The organism is Sulfobacillus thermosulfidooxidans (assembly GCF_001280565.1).
Taxonomy (GTDB): Bacteria; Bacillota; Sulfobacillia; order Sulfobacillales; family Sulfobacillaceae; genus Sulfobacillus; species Sulfobacillus thermosulfidooxidans_A.
Genome location: NZ_LGRO01000001.1, coordinates 2,048,444 through 2,067,756, shown reverse-complemented (window position 1 = coordinate 2,067,756; position 19,313 = coordinate 2,048,444). Strand labels below are relative to the sequence as shown.

Genomic DNA, 19,313 nt, shown 5'->3' with positions numbered 1-19,313 from the left:
GCGTGGTCAGCGCACGCGCCCAAATGCTCTGATTACTCATGGCTATCATATCGGCGGTGATTTTTTGTTGTGATAAAATGCTATGCCAAACCCAGATAGTGCTATGAATGGCAATAACGCGGCCCAGGGGACTTCTGGGAGTTGTCCATAGGGCGGGGACTTAAGACTAGCGAAATAGGGGGACGTGACTTTCATTTGAAAGACTTCGTGGACGTCAGGCCACGACGGAGGCAAGGTGAAAATGATGCGTATCGTCCGCGAGGGACCGTGAATAGTAGTTTTTCCTAGAATTTCTGGGGCGTAATGGCTGAAAGTGGTTAAGGTTTGATTAGGCCATCCCCACAAAACAACTTGAGTTCCGGAACTAAGCTGCCACCTGGCTGGCGCGATCCAAGTGGCCATGCCTTGATGACCATGTTCTGTTATAGTGAAATCTTTTTCCGGAACGACAACCGATAGATAATCAGTTGACGCCTTAGAAAATTGGTGTACTGAGAGCAGGTGTACATTGCGCGACGGCACGGAGGTGCTATGCGCCTTGTGAACACCTTCAAGTAATGAACCCAGATTGAGCACGACGACACTAATGCCTGCAATGACGACTGAAATGGTCAGCGACTTTCCCACCCGGTGATTCCAGATTTTTTTCATCGTGGCGTCCTCCTTTCATGGGGAGATTGGAAAAGTTTTGCAAGCACTAACATGACTGAGTTATTCATGGTTTCTCAAACTGGCATGGAACATTTCGTCAGCCAATGCGATTAGGACCGTCTTGGTATGCAAGGTAGCCAACGGCCAAAGACCGTGCGTGCCTGGCGCTGTCATTGCTTCGATCGCCGTCAAGGGTTCAAGATGATTGGGTAGATGAAGATTGGTAGGGTTAGGCGTAGAAGCGGGAAACGAGGCAATCGACCATCTTTGATAGCGAATCCCTTGAGATGTTTTCACTGCGTCGCTCCACTCGATATCAACATATGTCGATCGCTGTCCGCCGACCGTACTTGGGGGAAGGCTAACAGCATAAGCAGTGGCCACCACCCCATGGACCAGTTGAAATGACTGGGATGCTACGATATTATCGCCGTGATATAGTAAGCAGGCATGAAATCCGTAGGTCGCCAGTCGGGACGCGTTAGCCGTGCTCCACATTTCGACGAGTGTTTCTTTTCCAGAATGGGGCATGACGTAAAGATCCGCCTGGGTTGCAGAATCGGGACCCAATACAGAGGATTCATTAGCATAATATGCGGGACTCTTTTGAAATTGAGGCAACGAAGGCAGGAATGTTGCAACCCGGTACCGTTTAACGGGACTGGGATTGCCAAACGTTCCTTGGGCCAGGTTAAATAAGGGACGGAGAAAGAAGAAAAGTACGGCAGAAACAAGCACGGCCCCACTAATTCGTCCCCAACCGGCAAATCTTACCGTCGAGGACATCTGAATTGTGGGCATGTGGAGTTTGAGGGGTTTTAAAAGGATTACTAACATAACGGCCAACAACCCAAACAAGATGAATCCCAGAACGGGATGGATATAATGAAAGGTGACAGATGGCCCAAGAATATGAACACAAAGAACGATGACGGCAAGTCTTATCCAGTTGAGGATTAAGGCACCGAATAAGGCAACACTACTCAGCACGGTTTTTTTTCCATTCCCGCCTTGTAACATAAACCAAATCACGGGAATCACTATAGCAGCCCCTAAGAGGCTATCAGCGCCGCTGCAAGCCTCAGCCACCACTACCAAAATATTTTGACCATGGTAATTGACCCCAAAAGTTCCCGCAATTTGAGCGGCATGTAACCAGGATACGTGATGGGACAAATCATTTAATACGGCAATGGCCCATTTGACCAGAGCGGTTTGCGTGTTATTGGCTATGGCTTCAAAAATCGGCGGCCACACTAATACCAGATAGAGTAAAGGGGCAAAAACCTTGCGCGTCGCTTCAATCCCCCAAAATATCCAGGTCATCGCCAATATCCATAAAGGCCACAACAACAGGCCGCCGTGATTAAACACAAAGAATGTGGGCCAACGGACGGGGCCTAAGACTAGGGATAACCCGACAACAACGGCTAAAGTGAGTCCTAAAATACCATTTAATTCACTATCATCAGGGCGGTTGAAATCCCCGGTCAAAATACTCCAAGTCGCCCAGCCTAGAGCCAAAATAGGGATCCAAATTAAATCCGCGATGGGAGTATCCGCCAAGACATTCTGCCATAAAGGAGAGGCGTAGGCCAATAGAGGAAAGATGGAAACGATGACCCACAAAGTCCACAGCATGCCAAGCGAATGTTTACGATGGCTATGAATCTCTGTTCCTGTCATGATGTCTTTGTTGTTCCTCCCATTCCTGAAAAATCTATAAGGGTCGGATAATCTGGAGTGTGTGGAATGCTCCCGAAAGGCGCTTCCAGACAGCCATGGCGATTTCGATTCAATCCAGCAGCTTTGTAGCATGGTAGATACAGCGTAATCAAATATATAAGATGCTGTCAGTCCTACCTGCGGTCTCAATGGGTATCTCAGCTGGGTATAGAAGGCGAAGAGGGGGAATTTTAAGGCATCATAAGCCGTGTTTTGGCCTAAATGCTTGACCAGACTATCACGAGGAGGTAACTTGACGCCTATGGCGGATAAGGGTTAAACCCCATGGAACGACCAGAAGTAGGGGTAATGCTGCTGCCCACGGAACTTCTGGTAATTGGCCCACTGCAAAGGCTGATTCACTCATTTCGATGCCAGTATTGGACCATGTGTCTCCTTTTGGTAGCTGGATGTTTGCACTATAAGAACCAGCTGTGGTGACTTTGCCGCTACTTTGCGAAAGAAGTGTAGGCGTTTGAGGAGAATCTTTGGAAAACGTATAGACATTGACAAAATCTCCGATACCAAGACCGCTCCAGTTCCATGTGGCCATTCCCGAAGTGGACGTGGATTCTGTAATGGTAATAGAGCCTTCATCAGTGCCGTTGACACTATCTTTCATAGAAATGGTGATTGGCGGTGTATTCGCACTGGGACGGTTCGTGTTAATAATCTTAGTTTGATGTCTACTCGCCGTGCCCGGTTCTGCTGCCAGTACTAAGTGGCCCATAGATAACAGCGCTGATCCCGCCAGACCAAGTATTCCAGAAAATCGCCAAAATGTGGTGCTCACCAGTATATCAACCCCTTCTTATCGTAAGGCTAAGGATATCAACACGCGTTCGAACCTTTAAGGACACCAAAGCAAACGTATGATGATAAGGCAACCATAACGCATGAGGCCTGGTTTAACAGTCGCGATTACTATCTCAAACTTCGTCTCCTGTTCACGACATACTTGATGAGGAATTCATTTGAGGAGTTTAAAAGGGAATTTGCAAAGCCTATGCGATGGTCGCCTGTTTTTAAAGTCAAGGGGATACTATACGGTGTTGTTTATATACCCATATTCCCAAACCTGTGACCAGTAAAGCAGGCAGAACACTAGCCATGGGTAATTCGGGTAATTGCCTGTAAGGTAAAGATGTAATTGAGATAGAAGACTCTTGACGCACGTCTACACCGTTTCCACTTCCTTCGGCTGATGTGGACTGCGGCGTGTCATGTTCCGAGACATCAATAAAAGACGCGTTAGGTGGAGGGAAGGGACTTTGCATGGCGAAGGTCATGGTCCCGTTATCAACTTGATTGGATCCAATTGGGTAATTGAATAGGTGACTCCCAATATTATCGTTCTTGACAAAATTTTGTGGCTGATTGGAGGTTAATACCCTGATTTTGCGGAATAATCCGGAGTTTTCGGGTGTTTTGACATTGCTAATCTTAATGGTCCATTGCCACTGTTGGGGGCCAGGTTCTGTGTTTTGGGAAGAGGCATTCACATAGTCCATAACTAAGGCATCTTGTGAATGTTTATGTTGACGTTGCTGTGAGGTTGCGAGAGGTGTTGCGCTTTGGGCAAAGAATGGCACACTCAGACCCGCGGTGAGCAATATACGGAGAGGAATCATCCACCAACGATGTGGCATAATTTGTCTTCCTTTCGATTCCGAGCCTACACCCATGATTGAAGCAGATGGCATGTTGCCACTCTCATCCGGCCTCGCATTGCTAGCTCTATGAATGTCTCATGACAAATGAATCTTCAAATGCCAGTAAATCCAACAGAACAAAAAAGTCAAATGGAACTTTTATTGGGTTCGTGAAGTTAGTCGGATTGTACTGATCGTGACAAGGAGTTAATCTTTACGCCATAGGCAACACGATCGCGGGTTAATAACCAGGCATACCCTACAAACAATAAGCCCATAGCTAAGAGCAGAATTCCCAAAATATTTTTAGGCGAACCATAACCTATCAACAATATGGATAAAAATGCCCACAGGCTGAGACCGGAGATTGCTCCTAAGCGTTGGCGTTGATGAAGAAGTCGCGCGGTAGCAAGCACCACCAAGGTTACTGTTGCCGCAGACCACATGGGATTTATGCCCCAGACAAAGTGAGTGGCGGAAAATCCAGTGAGGGCATTTAATCCAAGACCCGTAGCAATGCCACTGGCGATAGCGAGAAGAACGGCTTTAGCTGGAAAGGTGTCTTTCCACAGGAGCACGACTAACGTGGGACCGACGACGGCCGCATTACGCAGCGTTAAACCGAACACACGCCACCAAGCCAGTTGGTCTGGGCGCCACAGGCCATATAAGACCATGATGATACCTTCCACGATGAGTCCTAGTCGTAGCCAAGGCAGGCTGTGGGATTGCCCTATCACATCTTGAGTCACACTAATGGCACCAGAAAATAACAGGGGCCCACACCACATGATAGCCAAAGACCACATGGCCATCCCCAAAATAGCCACCCAAAAAGGGGAACTGTGGGCCAATACAATGTGGAAGAAAGCCTCGAGTCCATCCATATGTGGATCCGGTGTCAAAAGACGGGTCATCACGCCAAGCCAGGTGCTGACCGCGATGATGACCAAAAGCCAGATCGTGGATAGCCATGTTGCCCATCTGGCATGGCGAATATGGCGGGCAGCGGCAAGCGTTTGAATTTCTGCTTGCGCACAAACAACGTTTAAAATGTTCATGCCAAACCAGACGGCGATAATTCCGTGGCCGACGCCCCATAGATGCCAATATTGTGAGGGCATACTGGCTAAAGGATGAGGAAACGGCTGATCCAAGGTATGGACGGCATAAACGATGCCGACCATCACCATAAACAAATTAAATCCCTGCGTTTGAGCAAGAGACAGTATCCCAGCAAATTGGATAGTGACAATTAATAATAAGGTGGTGACACTTAAGCTAAGCCATAATGGCCAAGACAAGGCAGTTTGCAGAAAAATTGCGGCGGCAAGCGCATTAGATAACGCGAAAATGGGGAAGGTCCCCCCAATCACTATCCCGCTTAAACGGCGAACGCCTCGACCAAAAGCACGGCCTAACAAATCACTATTAGAAATATAAGCATAACGGTGGAACCAAGGCATTAGCAAAGAAACAAGAACAGACATGAGGGCTACGCTGACGCCATACCATAGAGCACTGATTCCGTACTGATAGGCGGTATCGATTTCCACTACAATCAGGGAAGAGGACCACAACGCAGTCACCATGATAAGAATGGTCCAAAACCCCAATTGGTGATTCCCGCTGCGAAAAGCTTGCACACTTGTGGCCGTCCTTTGTCTTCCCAATAACACGAGAAACCCCATATATCCAAATAATAGGGCAATCACGGTGTCCACTCCTCCTATACTATAATTCCTATCAAATTACTCATATATCATTCAGAAATTGGTGTGAGCTGTCAACAGAATTTTTAGGGGGGATGATAATTCTCTTTTCCTTCTTGTTTACCCCACCAGACAATGATCGCACGTATCTATCAGAAGAGCCGAAAAAAGAGACCAGGCAACAGTTTTGTGATGCCGTTTTCTTGATAGGGTTCCGATGTCCGGCAACACAGGAAAATTTCGTTCGGGCTGGTAATGGTCCAAGGAGCCAGAACGTGAGACAACAACTGACACTGACTAGGTTAGCAGGGGTTGGTAGTCTGAAGTAACGAATTGTTTTTCGGGGTGAGTCGCATATGGGGAAACGCCGGAAAAGAGGCACTAGAGATATATTGTTGGACAACCAAGAGCGAACGCTACTGCGGTTGCTGAGCGAGGGATATGATTTTGACGCCATTTCGAAGACAATGAATCTGTCTCCGACAAGGATTTCCTGGTATTGGCAAGACATCTTTCGGAAAATGTCAGAAGTCGAGCGTATGACTTTTGTTGGAGGGTCACCTTCTGTGGTGCCGCAGAGTGGTGATCGCCCTACGATATTGCCGCGTACCATCGGGGAACGTCAGATTCGCCGAGCTATTCAAAGATTACACCATCGCGTCCAAGGTGCCTGGTCCTGTTTATATATTATTGATATGTCTGCCCGAATGCCAGACCACCAACAATGCGGGGAACATGCGCTTAGCCCATTCTCTGATGTGGATTTGATAGCGTATTTGCGGCATGATGATTTGGTCATCCAATGGGTTCCCCATGAATGGGTAATTTTCTTGCCTTGGGTTACGGTAAAAAAAATTCATGATGTTCTTTCTCGGATACGGGGGGTGGTTAGCCCTTGTGCCATTGGATGGGGATCGGGCGATACCCAATCCACGGCGGAGGAAGTCCTCGGGCAAGCGCGAGAGCGGGCGTTGGCCGATTTGACGGATCGAACCTTGGGGCAATATTTAAAGCCACCCCCTTCCCCCTTAAGCTAATCGAACAAAGCAGCCGACAATTTTTCTAAAGCGGTGCGGTGATTACGAAAATACGTGGCGCGTGACAAGTGTAGATGTTCAGCGAGTTCTTCGTGAGTGCCCTGTTTCTTTAAGTAATACAGCACTAACAAAGTGCGTCCGCCAATATTAGAGCCCAAGTCGGCGGAAGACAGGGCGTCAAGAAACCAGGTCCGTAACGTTCCTTTGTGAGCAATGCTTTGCCAATAGCGCGAGAGATTGGTTTCATTTAATGCTATATCTGAAGACAAAACTTGCAAGGCATTTTGAACAGTTTGCACCGGATCTTCGAGAGGCTCTCCTTGAGGTGAACGTAGAATTCTTTGCAACCACGGGATGACACTCCCTTGACTGTAGTCGAGAATCTGCGATCCATCTGCGTGGTCGATAAAACCAAGATAGTGCAAAAGTGCGTGAAAAGATGAGGTCATGGGATGTTGCGGTGTTAACGCCCATACTATTTTAGGATACTGCACCGAATGTTTAATCACGTGACTAAACAACATGAACGGGACCGCCATGTTATTGTCATGGCTGACGATGCCCGTGATAACGAGCTTAGGCTCCGGATGACTGCGGAAAAATGTAAGGGTTCCTAAACGTCTTTTTTGCTCATCAATGACGGAAAAGGATTCCGTATTTTCCTGCGTGTTTAAGTCTGACTCATGGATAATCTGCCATTCCTGTTCTTGCCAGGTGTCCACTTCGAAGGCTGAATGGCCCAGTTTCCAGCGAATAAGACCAACGAGTTGTTCCCAAACGAAGGGAAAGGAATTTTCTGTGGTTTCGACAAGATTGATGAAATAGTGTGCCGTTTTCCGTGTCCATTGTTCCCAAATCCAAGGACGCGCTTGTTGTGTGGCGTGACGAATTCGTTGGCGCAGCCCTTTATATAAGCCAAAATATCCGCCTTGAAAGACATCCAAAAACGGGGAGTTTGTGAACTCATCCCATGATTCATTAACCGCGTTGTGCCCAATTAACTGATTTAGTAACTCACGGGTAAAAATGGGTGTCAAAGATGCGGCAGCCATGAGAAGATCAAAGGACTGATGGCTGCCTTGCCCAGCTCGCCATCTCATGCGACGCGAGCCCGGGTGACACACCTGTTCGATCAGAAACATGGGCAGCTGGGTGTGGAAAAGGTTAGCATTTAAGTGACTTTCCGGAGGAAGCATGTCTTTGACTAATTTAATGCCTTGGGCCATAGCATATAAGAGGCGAGGGCGTCCCCGCGAAATGGCCATGGCTTCGGATACGAGATCCGGATCATGCAATTCAAATTGGCGACAAATCTCCAACATGGTTTCTTTATCAAAGTCTGCTAACGGGAGAGTTTCGAGCACATGCTCCGATTGACCGGCCCAAAGTCTTTGGGGAGCCTCTTTGCCTGTTAAGACAATGCAGGCGCCCAAATGACGCATATCGGTTAACACGGGCCAAAACCATAATTGATGACGGCGCCATTCATCATAGTCATCAATAATCCAAATCAAGTCTCGTGCTTTAAAGGCCAATTGCGACCATTCGCATTTCTTGTCGGCGGGTTCAAATTCAAATACTTGTTGTACGTAGCGGGTGATATCTTGTTCATTTTGGCCGATTAAACGCGCCTGGGAATATAATGCACGCTTCCCACAATGTCTTTGATATTCAAAGAATTGTTCAGCAACATGAGATTTGCCGGATCCGGAAGGTCCAAAGAGATATACGATAGGACGTTTGGGATGCGAGAAATCCGTCAGCGTATTGAGAAGGGCCCACTCTTCATGGCGACCTAACAGGGAACTAGGTGACATGGGGGATGCCACGGTTAAAGACGGCTCCATCATGGCCGCACACCTCCTATTCAAGTGAATTAGTGCTAACGAGTCATTATCGTAACGAGGCAGATTTACAATAATTCAAAATGCTTTAGTCCGTGTCTCAGAATTGTCTCAATTATCGTCTCAATAATCTGGCAATCATCGTCTGGCGTTTGTGTTATGGTTTCCGACCGCATCGTCTTGTCTCTGTTATGCAAGAGACCCCACGGCAGGGGAATAATTGCTTGTGCCAGCGGGGACTGAAAGGATGTGAAAACACACCACTTTATATAACAGGTTTAATGAGAATGGGAATCGTCAGAAGTGTCTACGGTCAAAAGCGGCGGCCTGGATGGTACGGCGAGTGGCCAAGACCTCCGCTTATGAGACATATAAGAGGCGGGGCTTTGCGGCCGTCCAAATGGAGCTTTTGATAGCCATGACTGACGCCAGTGAGTCCAGGCTAATTGTGTCAGCGGAATGGCGCACGCGAGCATTTGCCACACGCCTGCGCGTCTTTTGCGCAGGCTTTGTTGGGTCACAGGAATTTGAATAATACGGAGCCCGTGACGTTGAGCGGTTAACAAGGTTTCGATATCATACAGCCATCCGGTTTGACGGGGATGCGATAAATGTTGGCGGGCAAACCACCCGGGAAACATTTTCAGTCCGGCTTGGGTATCCGAAACGGGAAGATGCAGAGCTAATGTCGCTAATTGGTGAGCCGCTTTTGAGGTGATCCGCTCAAACCATGGGCGTTTATCCTCTATGCGGTAGGCAATCGCACAGCCATGTTGGTAGGTTTCCAATAAGGATGCCATAATGGGCAAAGATTGAGGGGGATATTCGAGATCCGCGTCAATGAAAGCCACGAGATCCCCAGTGCTTACCGCAAAGCCCTTCGCAATGGCATGACCTTTACCTAATGACTTGTGTGTCGAAATAATCCGGCAGGAAATGGAAGACATTTGCTGGCGAGCCCACTGAGCACGCAAAACGGTATCATCACTCGACATATCGTCGACCACAATGATTTCAAAGGCATAACCTGCGTCCCCAAGGATTTCGGCCACCGTCATCATCGTCTGAGCGATTAGGCGGGCTTCGTTTTTCGCGGGAATGACGACCGAAATGGTGGGGCACTTGGAGGTATGGCGACTTCTTCGATTTCTTTGACTTGAGGAAGCTTTCATCCGTATCCCTTTCTTTCCTGAAATCCTAAAACCATTCGCTTAGGCATTACGCTAGCATCGGACGGGGCTTAGAGCAGTCCCAGCCGGGGTCGCAGGTTCTGTCTCGGAGAGCATCTCGACAGAATTCTTCATAGTGGTTGTGTCTTCGTGTGGTGGTCATGACGATTGTGAACCGCAAGCCCAAGGATCGTTTGACGGGCTTGGAGTACCAGGGAAGGATAGTTTAACCTGCAAGAGGTTTAAATCTAGGGAAGAAGACAGGATTATTCGGGTTTCCTGCGTGGCCATGAGATCTGGGATTTACTAAGAACCACCTCGCCTTCGGATAAGGTCACAGGGTCACAAAAACTGCATGGATTTGATGCCGAGTTTTTCGCTTTGCCATCACCGCACTCCTCTTCCGAGCACTTTTTTCTGAGGCAACGAAGAGATTTCAAGGATTTTTTACGAGTCAAATCGCCATTTTGACGGCGGAAAAAAAGTGGTCTATAATCTAAGAACTTGCAACGAGAGGGAGCGTTCGCATCCTGACTCCGATAATAGCGAGCTGATGAGGGTGGGAGATCAGCCGGATGGATTCGAGCTATGGCCCTTGAGCAGGAGTGCGAAATTTGAGTAGTGCTCCCGGTGTCTCCGTTAGCGGACCAAAGAGGCCCTATGGTGAACAAGGGTGGTACCGCGGCAATTGTCCGCCCCTTGACAGTGGGGCATTTTTTTATGGAAAACGCGTGAAATACAGGTGAGGAAGGTGTGCATCATGACGTCAGGTGAGAACCAGGCATCAACAGCGCAGAAAGTATGGTATTTAACAACACCCATCTATTATCCCAGTGATAATTTGCATATTGGTCACGCTTACACGACGGTGGCAGCGGATGCGTTGGCCCGCTTTCATCGGTTAAAGGGAGAGCCAGTTTGGTTTGTCACCGGCACAGATGAGCACGGGCAAAAAATTGCGCAAAAGGCAAAGGAAGCTGGAAAAACACCAAAAGAATTCGTCGACGGCATTGTTAGTTTTATTCGTGATCCTTTGTGGAAAACTTTAGGCATTTCCTATGATCGCTTTATTCGCACGACCGATCCCGATCATGCCGAGGTTGTCCAAAAGGTGTTTGAGCAATTGTTAGCCCAAGGCGACATATATAAAGGGACCTATGAAGGATGGTATTGTCTTCCTGACGAAACATTTTGGACTGAATCGAAATTGGTCGATGGAAAGTGTCCGGATTGTGGACGGCCGGTGGAGCGGGTTCAACAAGATAGTTATTTCTTCAAAATGAGTCGCTACCAGGACCGGATGATTGAATATATTCTTTCCCATCCCGATTTTATTCAACCTACTAGCCGCCGCAACGAAATGCTGAGTTTCCTTGAAAGTGGACTAGAAGACCTGTCGATTTCTCGGACGGGGATGAGTTGGGGCGTTCCTGTGCCTCATGATCCGGACCACGTGATTTATGTTTGGTTTGATGCCCTAGTCAATTATTTGACGGCTGCTGGCTATCTAGATGATCCCGATAAGTTTGCTAGGACCTGGCCGCCCAATGTTCAATTAGTTGGTAAGGAAATTGTGCGGTTTCATACGATTATCTGGCCTATTATTCTCATGGCGCTCAATTTGCCCTTGCCCGAAAGGGTCTTTGGGCACGGGTGGTTGCTGATTGGGGACACGAAAATGTCTAAATCCCGCGGTAATGCGGTTGATCCCATTACTTTAACCAAGAAGTACGGGGTCGATGCCGTGCGTTATTATCTTTTGCGGGAAGTGCCCTTTGGAGCCGATGGCAGTTATACCGAAGATGCCTTAAGACTGCGGATTAATGTGGATTTAGCGAATGATTTAGGAAACTTGCTGAGCCGGACCACGGCGATGATTAACCGGTTCGCCCAAGGGAAAATTCCCGAGCTCCATCCATCACCCCAAGAGATCGATCGAACCTTAGCAAGATTGGCTGCGGAGATTTTTGATGAAGTGGACAAGGCCATGCAACAACTTCTGATTTCCGACGCCTTAACCCAAATCTACCGTTTGATTCATGCCGCGAATAAATATATTGAAGACCGGGCTCCCTGGAACTTGGCCAAGGATCCGGCCAAGAAAGAAGATCTTGACAATGTGCTGTATAATTTGGCAGAGACGTTGCGCATCGTTTCTGTCTTATTAACGCCATTTTTGATTGAAACGCCGCAAAAGATCCGGCAGCAACTGGGGCTCACGCAACCAGTAGTTTCATACCAAGAAGCCATTTTTGGCCAGCTTCAGGGCGGTGAACGGATTAACCGGGGAGATCCGCTGTTCCCGCGCTTAGAGCTATCTGGTGAGACAGCGGAAGATAAGGAGGCAGGACGCGTTGTGTCAGCATCACCACGTGTCACGGGTTTGACCGCTCAGGATTCTCACAATGATCTTGAACAGGTCAATGAAATAACCATTGAAGAATTTCAAAAGATTGATTTGCGGGTAGGGACCATTGTGCACGCGGAAGTGGTACCCAACGCGGATCGTTTGTTGAAACTGACCGTATTTGATGGTGTGCGGGAACGAACGATTGTCTCTGGGATTCGGGCGCATTACAATCCCGAGCAGCTGATTGGACAACAAGTGGTTTTGGTGGCCAATTTAAAACCAGTGAAATTGCGGGGCATTATGAGTGAAGGAATGTTGTTGGCAGGATCCGATAATGGGCAATTAAGCCTTGTTGCGCCCGTCGCTAAATTGCCTGAAGGGGCACGGGTCAAGTGAACCTGCTAGGATTTGACTCACATTGTCATCTTCAGGATCCTGCATTCGACGCGGATCGGGAGGAGGTTTATCAGCGGGCGCGTGAGCAACGCTTGGGGATGATTATCCCCGGTTATGATATGCCGTCCTCGGAACAGGCGATCCGTTTTGCCCAGGCCCATGAGGCGGCATGGGCCCTTATTGGTGTGCATCCGCATGATGCCAAAACCTTTTCGGATGCCGACAAAGAACAACTTAAAGCCTGGGTTACCGAACACCGGGTCATTGGCATAGGCGAAATTGGCCTCGACTATCATTACATGAATAGTCCTAAAGATGTTCAAATCGCGGTATTTCGGGAGCAAGCGGAACTCGCTCGAACATTTAATTTGCCCATTGTCGTTCATTCCCGGGAAGCAGAAGAAGACACATTGGCGGTCTTGCGCGATCTGCGGGGCGTTCAAGGCGTTTTGCACTGTTTCACGGGAAGTCAGGAATTTGCCCAGGCGCTGTTGGAATTAGGCTTTTATTTGTCTTTTGCCGGACCGATTTCTTTCAAGAGTGCCCATGGGTTACGGGATATTGTTAAATGGGTTCCAATGGACCGCCTTCTCATTGAAACCGATTCACCATATTTGTCCCCGGTGCCGTGGAGAGGGCGCCGGAATGAGCCGCTACGAGTCATTCGCGTGGCCGAAGTGGTCGCGGCTCAAAAAAATTTTTCGACACAGCAGGTATTTGAAGCCACTACGTCGAATATATTCTTTGTGTTTCGCGTTTTAGGACGATAATAACAGTTTTTGGAAGATATGGAGGCGAATGGTAGCGGAAGAGCACTGATGAGGCATCAGTGAACTCTCGCCGAAGAGCAAAACAGAATTATAAAGGAGGACAGCTTTTGGCTACATGGACTCTAAAAGCGGTACGGCCATGGTTATTTGGAGCCTTAGCCGCTACAGCCATTGGCACGGGGCTGGCTAGCACACATTATCGCCCAGTAAGTATCAATGTTTTCAGCCCAACAGGTAATCGATCGATCAAATTATGGACGTTTAAAACGAAGGTTCGGAACATATTAGCTCAAGCTCATATTCCGTTAAGTCCCCGGGATAAAGTGCATGTCGTTGAGAAAAATGGGAATGCGTCGATTTCCATTCGGGAAGCTGTACCTGTATGGGTGCGCACCGCACATCGACATTTCAAGTATTGGACCACAGATTATCATGTCGGCAGTATTTTGTCGGCCCTAGGCATCAAACTCGGTCCATTAGACAAAGTCAGACCACCGCTCACCGCTTCCATTGCTCCAGGAAGCACCGTCGATGTCATTCGCCAGTGGTTGGTCAAGAAAACGATTACGTCAAGTTTGCCTTTTACTGTTACCTATCGTCCTGATCCGAATCTTATTAAAGGACGGCACCAAGTCCTTCAAAATGGACAGCAGGGTGTAGAATCCACAACCATTCAATACCTCGTACAAGATGGTTCTCCCCTTACTGGCAAGGTTGTTGCCAAGAAAATCATGAAATCCCCCTCACCAGAAGTTATAGCCTATGGAACTGCTCAACCTTTAACGGTGAATGGGCAAGCTTTGCCCATCACAGGGGAACTCTATATGGTCAGCACGGGATATTGGCCGAATCCGGCGTGGTCTACCGGGTTAACGGCCATGGGAACAGCCGCACATTATGGGATTGTTGCAGTAGATCCGGCTGTGATTCCTTTAGGGACCCATCTATATATCCCCGGATATGGCTATGCAGTGGCTGAAGATACAGGTTCCGCCATTGTGGGAAACCGCATTGACTTGTGTTTTAATGATCAAAGTCAGGCTATTGAGTGGGGCGTACGACCATTAACGGTGTATATTCTTGGTAATTAATTAAGGCAGGTGTCAGTTCACACGGCAGATTTTATTGATCCTAGAACCGTTTTGGGACTACAGCGGGTGCTCGCAACGGTTATGGCACGACCAGACAAACATTTAGGTCAAAACTTTTTAATTGCTCCAGAGCAGTTTGATCTGATCGCGGATGCTACTCTGAAGGCGCAGCCGGACTGGGTTCTAGAAATTGGTCCGGGCCCTGGCGGACTGACACGGGCGCTATTGGAACGGGGACTCACGGTCGTCGCGATTGAAGTGGATCCAACCTGGGTGAATTGGCTCTCCTCGACGCTGGCTTCTGAGTATCCTAAATCGCTAACGGTTCTAGAGCAGGACGCCTTAGGCATTTCTTGGCAATCGTTAGCCGATGAACGGGGAGGATCCTGGAGCATTTGCGGGAATCTCCCCTATTACATTACCTCGCCACTTTTGGCTAAACTGTTTGAAGATGCATCATCATGGCAACAAGCCGTCTTCATGGTCCAAAAAGAGGTCGCTGTCCGCTTATTAGCGGAACCCGGACAACGAGAGACATCTGCGCTTAGCGTGTTATTGCGTTATGTCGCGGATATTCGCGCCTTAGGCGAAGTCTCCCGGCACCAATTTTATCCCCCACCGGAAGTTGATTCATTTGTGATACAATTAACACGAATCCCGTCCCCGGCGATTCCCTTTGAGTCCCTTCAACGGGTGGTACGCGCGGCGTTTTTGCATAGGCGCAAGATGATCCGGCAGTCATTAGCCAAGGCTCCAGGCTCGTCATGGAATTCGCAACAGTGGGCAAGAATTTTGACTGAAGGAGGCATTGATCCGGCAAAACGGGCCGAGGCGTTATCGTGGTCGGAATGGATTCAATTAGCCAGGCTAGCGGCGAAAAAGTGAGGTGATTGAGCATGCTTTTCGAAAGTCCTTCCAAAGGACGGTTAACGATCGAAAGTATGTTTGGTGAGATTCTTGGATATATCTCTGAAGCCCCGAATGCACGCTATAAACTGATTATTGGATCGGATTCGCATACGCGCCATGAAACCATTTTTGTCACGGCTGTGGTCATTCATCGTCTCGGAAAAGGGGGACGATACTTTTTTAGCAAATCCCAGCGTCGAGCTATCAAAAGTTTGCGGCAAAAGATTATGTATGAGACGTCATTAAGTTTAAACGTGGCGGCCCAATTGACAGACCTTCTACAAAAATCAGGGCATCCTGATTTGGATGTGGAAATCCACATTGACGTGGGGCAGCAAGGAGAGACCAAAGATTTAATTCGAGAAATCGTGGGGATGGTTACCGGAAGCGGATACCATGCTGCGATTAAACCATTTTCTTTTGGAGCCTCCAAAGTTGCTGACAAGTATACGAAATAAGCTGGGCACAGTCTTTGTTGCGGAGACTTTTAGTGACCACCAATCTCGCTTGCGTTTTTTAGAAAAGCGGGTGACCAAATGACCCTGTTGTGAACTGGGATTGTTCAGCCGCTTTTTTGGTGTGCGGAAAACATCTATTCCTGGATGAGATGGCTGGTATGATTCTGATGGATATTGGGTTTTGTCGTTTCATGTAAGGTCCAATTAAGCTGATCCGTTATTTGGTCCCGTCTCAATTTTGGTGCGAGAGACCGCAAAATGTTAGTCCTGGAGTTCCTCTTGACAAAATACATTGTGTGGTCAAACATGTTATGGTGTATATCTAGGTGTGCGCTATTGGTTGCTTTGCACTGGCGAAAAGGAGCTGGAATTATGTCACTCAAGGCAATTTCTCCGCTAGATGGTCGTTATGGGGAGAACACCCGGCCCCTCACCGAAGTCTTTTCTGAATGGGCTCTCATAAAATTCCGGCTCGAAATAGAAATTCGCTGGTTCATTTTTATGTCCGAATCACCGTGGATGCCCGAGGTTCGCCCTCTTACCAGAGAAGAACGAGGGTTCCTCGAAGATCTTCTAGCCAGTTTTGGAGATGAATCCGCCCGCCGCATTAAGGAAATCGAGAACCATATGCAACACGACGTCAAGGCAGTGGAGTACTACCTCAAAGAGCGGATACGAGCAACTACCTTGGCGCCATTGGAGGAATTCGTTCATTTTGGATGTACGTCAGAAGACATTAACAATCTCGCCTATGCGCTGATGTTGCGGCAAGGTATCGCCATTTGGCAGAAAGAAGCCGCGCACCTTGTTGGCAGGGTCGCCCGAGATGCTCAGCAAGCAAGTGGTGTTGCAATGCTGTCGCACACGCATGGTCAGCCCGCCAGCCCCACCACCGTGGGAAAGGAATTGGCCGTGTTTGTCTATCGTTGGAATCGACAGCTTTTGGCCATCGAGAAATTTCAGTATATGGGGAAATTCAATGGCGCGGTCGGTAACTTTAACGCCCACTGGGTGGCCTATCCACACGTGCCGTGGCCAGAGGTGGCTCGAACGTTTGTGGAAAGTCTGGGCCTTAAGTATAATCCCCTCACCACCCAAATTGAGCCTCACGACTATATGGCAGAGCTCTTCCATACGCTGGTGCGGTTTAACACGATTGCCACAAATTTTTGTCGAGATATCTGGCTGTACATTTCTAAGGGGTACTTTCAGCAATCGGCGGATCCTGATCATGTGGGATCGTCAACGATGCCCCATAAAGTCAATCCGATCCATTTCGAAAACGCCGAAGCGAATTTTCTATTCAGCAATGCCGTGTTGAATTTTTTAGCAACTAAGTTGCCAATCTCTCGAATGCAACGCGATTTGAGCGATTCGTCAGCATTACGAAATATCGGCGTCGCGATTGGGCATTCCTATATTGCCCTTCAATTTTGTGGCAAGGGACTGGGTGATTTGTCCATCAACGAGGGCCGCTTGGCCGAAGATCTAGAGGCCAACTGGAATATTCTGGCCGAAGCGATCCAGACGGTGATGCGAAAAGAGGGTGTGGCGCGTCCGTACGAGCTATTGAAGACACTCACCAGGGGTATCGCCGTTACGGCAGACGATCTCAAAGGGGTTATCTGTGAGGCACCCATCAGCGCCGAGGAGCGGGATAGATTGCTTGTTCTAGCGCCTCATGACTACACGGGATTGGCAGACGAACTGGCAAAGGCCCTAGGCCCTATCGACGGCGACTAAAAGACAGAGTGGTATCAACATTCGGTTAAACGCTGGCGTTCTGGATTTCGCTTGATTTCCTAACACGATACCGCCATGCCAAGGATATGCTCTTTGGGGAGTTATACACTAGATGTCCCAAGATAGCCGGTAGGAGACTATGACTAATCGTGGTCGTCGCGAACCAAGAACCGCCGAGAACTCCGAGTGTGACATAGGACTTCCAAGTCATGGATTTCCGGGTTTGGCGGTTTATGGCATGAGGAATGGAAAACAATCCGGCTGAGAGAACTAATCCAATAAGGGTATCAGACTTAGGAACCCCAAATCTATAGAAAACTTCTTCCAAGACAGCGCTTCCGATTACCGAGTATTCCGCCCACAACATATCGCTTTTTGGCATGGGGCGAAGCAGCAACGCCACGGCGCGATCGAAAAACGGCATAATATTGCGAATTTGTATCGCCAAGCCAAGCAGCGACGCACCAATCGCGAGCACATAGGCCAATGGGGTGACGAACCACGCCAACGGAGGGATGCCCTTCCATAGAATCGGCGCCAACAGCGGCATATAGATTGTGACGCGACGAATCAAGTCCCTTCGCGGGATCCCTCTGTACGTGAAGATCCTATTTGAGACGAATTGGACAACGACGAATAATAATGCATATGCTATATACGACATGCCCGCCTCCACGCTTCCAGAGTTTGGCCGGGGAAGGGCCAAATGACAATGACACTTACTAGCTAGTCTTAGACCTTTATCGTCGCCCCAGATGGGACATTAACCTTTGTCAGGGTTGGCTTACGGTACATTTGATCACCCCCTTCCTCTCCTGCCTTCGGAACCCTGACCCTTCCCCAGCCAAACCGCGGAACCCAGTCGATCTACGCCGGCGCAATGAGTTGGTTCTTTTGCAGGTCGGCCACAAAGGCATAGACGTCGTCCGCCACGTCACTCGCATCCGGGTATTCCCGCTGCACCATGTCGACAATCCCGGCCACATTGCGCGTTCCATCAATGCATTCCCAGATGCGGGTGCCCACGTCATTGAGCTTGAACATGTCATACTGGAGCACTAAATGGACGACGCCGTTGATGGCCTGATGCCGTACAAAGGGGTTCTTCTTGAAAATCACGTTATCCATGCTGACCTCCCTCCAGTTGTAAGTCCTGTAAGTGGTTTTGAACGGCTACGTTCAACGCTTCGCAGTAATTCATCACGTCGGCCACAAAGTGGTCGAGGTCGGACTGTGGGAAGGGGAGAGACTGGACGCGTAAGTAGCGGTCCAACGCCTCCGGCTGGTGGTGCTCTTCCGCATATCGTTCGAGCTTACGATAGGTCCACTTGAGCGACGGGTTGGTGTAGCCGTGCAAGGCTAAAAACATTTAGAAAAATAGTATTGACCAGATCTTCATGGACTTGGTAGAATAAATGTCTTTAACTTGACACCTATAGAAATAAATGCTAACCTTTATACGTTGCCCTTCATCAGCTGAGGAAGGAAGTGAGCGTGTGGCCGCTAAAAGTATCCTCGAGGATATAAAAAAAGAACTCGAATCCCACGTCGGAGAGAAAATTCGACTGAAAGCCAATAAAGGTCGGAAAAAGGTTGACGAAAAAGAAGGTATTCTGGAAAAAACGTATCCCCATATTTTTGTCGTCAAAATTGAAGAAGAACACCTTTCCGAGAAAAGCGAACGGCGCGTCTCGTATTCTTATACCGACGTGCTAACTGAAACGGTTGAGCTTATCCTTCCTGAATCTCTGTCGAATTAATCACGTTGGTCTCCATGGGAGACCTTTTTCGTATAAAACGATGCAT

General features: G+C 48.5%; 18 protein-coding genes. 8 read left to right on the top strand and 10 right to left on the bottom strand.

Annotated features, from left to right (window positions below):
- Positions 1-45: 45 nt before the first annotated feature.
- The 5 genes from AOA63_RS10185 to AOA63_RS10165 form a co-directional block, all read right to left on the bottom strand.
- Positions 46-651 carry a hypothetical protein gene (locus AOA63_RS10185; RefSeq protein WP_053959597.1) on the bottom strand — a complete coding sequence of 202 codons (606 nt, stop codon included), beginning with the start codon at positions 649-651 and terminating at the stop codon, positions 46-48.
- Positions 652-711: 60 nt separating this feature from the next.
- Positions 712-2,292, bottom strand: coding sequence for an archaeosortase/exosortase family protein (locus AOA63_RS10180; protein WP_171822685.1), 1,581 nt, complete (start codon positions 2,290-2,292; stop codon positions 712-714).
- A gap of 322 nt (positions 2,293-2,614) precedes the next feature.
- Positions 2,615-3,169, bottom strand: coding sequence for a hypothetical protein (locus tag AOA63_RS10175; protein WP_053959595.1), 555 nt, complete (start codon positions 3,167-3,169; stop codon positions 2,615-2,617).
- A 238-nt stretch (positions 3,170-3,407) separates the two neighbouring features.
- Positions 3,408-4,025 carry a hypothetical protein gene (locus tag AOA63_RS10170; protein WP_053959594.1) on the bottom strand — a complete coding sequence of 206 codons (618 nt, stop codon included), beginning with the start codon at positions 4,023-4,025 and terminating at the stop codon, positions 3,408-3,410.
- 179 nt (positions 4,026-4,204) lie between these two features.
- Positions 4,205-5,743: a hypothetical protein gene (locus tag AOA63_RS10165; protein ID WP_053959593.1), complete on the bottom strand. Its 1,539-nt coding sequence runs from the start codon at positions 5,741-5,743 to the stop codon at positions 4,205-4,207.
- Positions 5,744-6,096: 353 nt separating this feature from the next.
- On the opposite strand from AOA63_RS10165, the gene AOA63_RS10155 reads away from it, so the two are divergent.
- Entirely contained in the window at positions 6,097-6,777 is a 681-nt protein-coding gene (locus AOA63_RS10155) for a LuxR C-terminal-related transcriptional regulator (protein ID WP_082343885.1), read from the top strand.
- On the opposite strand, the gene AOA63_RS10150 is transcribed toward AOA63_RS10155, so the two are convergent.
- Together AOA63_RS10150 and AOA63_RS10145 are read right to left on the bottom strand one after the other, a co-directional pair.
- Positions 6,774-8,627 carry an ATP-binding protein gene (locus AOA63_RS10150; RefSeq protein ID WP_053959590.1) on the bottom strand — a complete coding sequence of 618 codons (1,854 nt, stop codon included), beginning with the start codon at positions 8,625-8,627 and terminating at the stop codon, positions 6,774-6,776. The two genes, AOA63_RS10155 and AOA63_RS10150, sit on opposite strands and share 4 nt — an antisense overlap.
- 272 nt (positions 8,628-8,899) lie before the next feature.
- Positions 8,900-9,793 (bottom strand): glycosyltransferase family 2 protein, encoded by an 894-nt coding sequence (locus tag AOA63_RS10145; protein ID WP_053959589.1) that lies wholly within the window; start codon positions 9,791-9,793, stop codon positions 8,900-8,902.
- 757 nt (positions 9,794-10,550) lie between these two features.
- Here AOA63_RS10145 and metG point away from each other — a divergent pair.
- The 6 genes from metG to purB all read left to right on the top strand — a co-directional run bounded on the left by metG (position 10,551) and on the right by purB (position 17,507).
- Entirely contained in the window at positions 10,551-12,536 is a 1,986-nt protein-coding gene (metG, locus tag AOA63_RS10140; RefSeq protein WP_053959588.1) for a methionine--tRNA ligase, read from the top strand.
- Positions 12,533-13,306, top strand: coding sequence for a TatD family hydrolase (locus AOA63_RS10135; protein WP_053959587.1), 774 nt, complete (start codon positions 12,533-12,535; stop codon positions 13,304-13,306). Before metG ends, AOA63_RS10135 begins: the two co-directional genes overlap by 4 nt.
- A 107-nt stretch (positions 13,307-13,413) precedes the next feature.
- On the top strand, positions 13,414-14,397 hold the full coding sequence (locus tag AOA63_RS10130) for a 3D domain-containing protein (RefSeq protein WP_053959586.1): 984 nt from the start codon (positions 13,414-13,416) through the stop codon (positions 14,395-14,397).
- Positions 14,398-14,478: 81 nt separating this feature from the next.
- Positions 14,479-15,282 carry a 16S rRNA (adenine(1518)-N(6)/adenine(1519)-N(6))-dimethyltransferase RsmA gene (gene rsmA, locus AOA63_RS10125; RefSeq protein ID WP_139061561.1) on the top strand — a complete coding sequence of 268 codons (804 nt, stop codon included), beginning with the start codon at positions 14,479-14,481 and terminating at the stop codon, positions 15,280-15,282.
- An 11-nt stretch (positions 15,283-15,293) separates the two neighbouring features.
- Positions 15,294-15,764 carry a ribonuclease H-like YkuK family protein gene (locus tag AOA63_RS10120; protein ID WP_020374289.1) on the top strand — a complete coding sequence of 157 codons (471 nt, stop codon included), beginning with the start codon at positions 15,294-15,296 and terminating at the stop codon, positions 15,762-15,764.
- Between the two features lie 372 nt (positions 15,765-16,136).
- A complete protein-coding gene (gene purB / locus AOA63_RS10115) occupies positions 16,137-17,507 on the top strand; it encodes an adenylosuccinate lyase (protein WP_053959584.1) in 1,371 nt (456 codons plus the stop codon).
- 25 nt (positions 17,508-17,532) lie between these two features.
- Here the strand turns inward: purB and AOA63_RS10110 are convergent, their stop codons facing one another.
- From AOA63_RS10110 to AOA63_RS10100, 3 genes are all read right to left on the bottom strand, one after another.
- Positions 17,533-18,081 (bottom strand): CPBP family glutamic-type intramembrane protease, encoded by a 549-nt coding sequence (locus tag AOA63_RS10110; RefSeq protein WP_139061560.1) that lies wholly within the window; start codon positions 18,079-18,081, stop codon positions 17,533-17,535.
- 293 nt (positions 18,082-18,374) lie between these two features.
- Entirely contained in the window at positions 18,375-18,635 is a 261-nt protein-coding gene (pqqD, locus tag AOA63_RS10105; RefSeq protein WP_053959582.1) for a pyrroloquinoline quinone biosynthesis peptide chaperone PqqD, read from the bottom strand.
- Complete coding sequence (locus AOA63_RS10100; protein ID WP_053959581.1) at positions 18,628-18,876, bottom strand: hypothetical protein; 249 nt, start codon at positions 18,874-18,876, stop codon at positions 18,628-18,630. Before AOA63_RS10100 ends, pqqD begins: the two co-directional genes overlap by 8 nt.
- A gap of 127 nt (positions 18,877-19,003) precedes the next feature.
- On the opposite strand from AOA63_RS10100, the gene AOA63_RS10095 reads away from it, so the two are divergent.
- A complete protein-coding gene (locus AOA63_RS10095) occupies positions 19,004-19,267 on the top strand; it encodes a Veg family protein (protein ID WP_020374290.1) in 264 nt (87 codons plus the stop codon).
- Positions 19,268-19,313 lie beyond the last annotated feature (46 nt).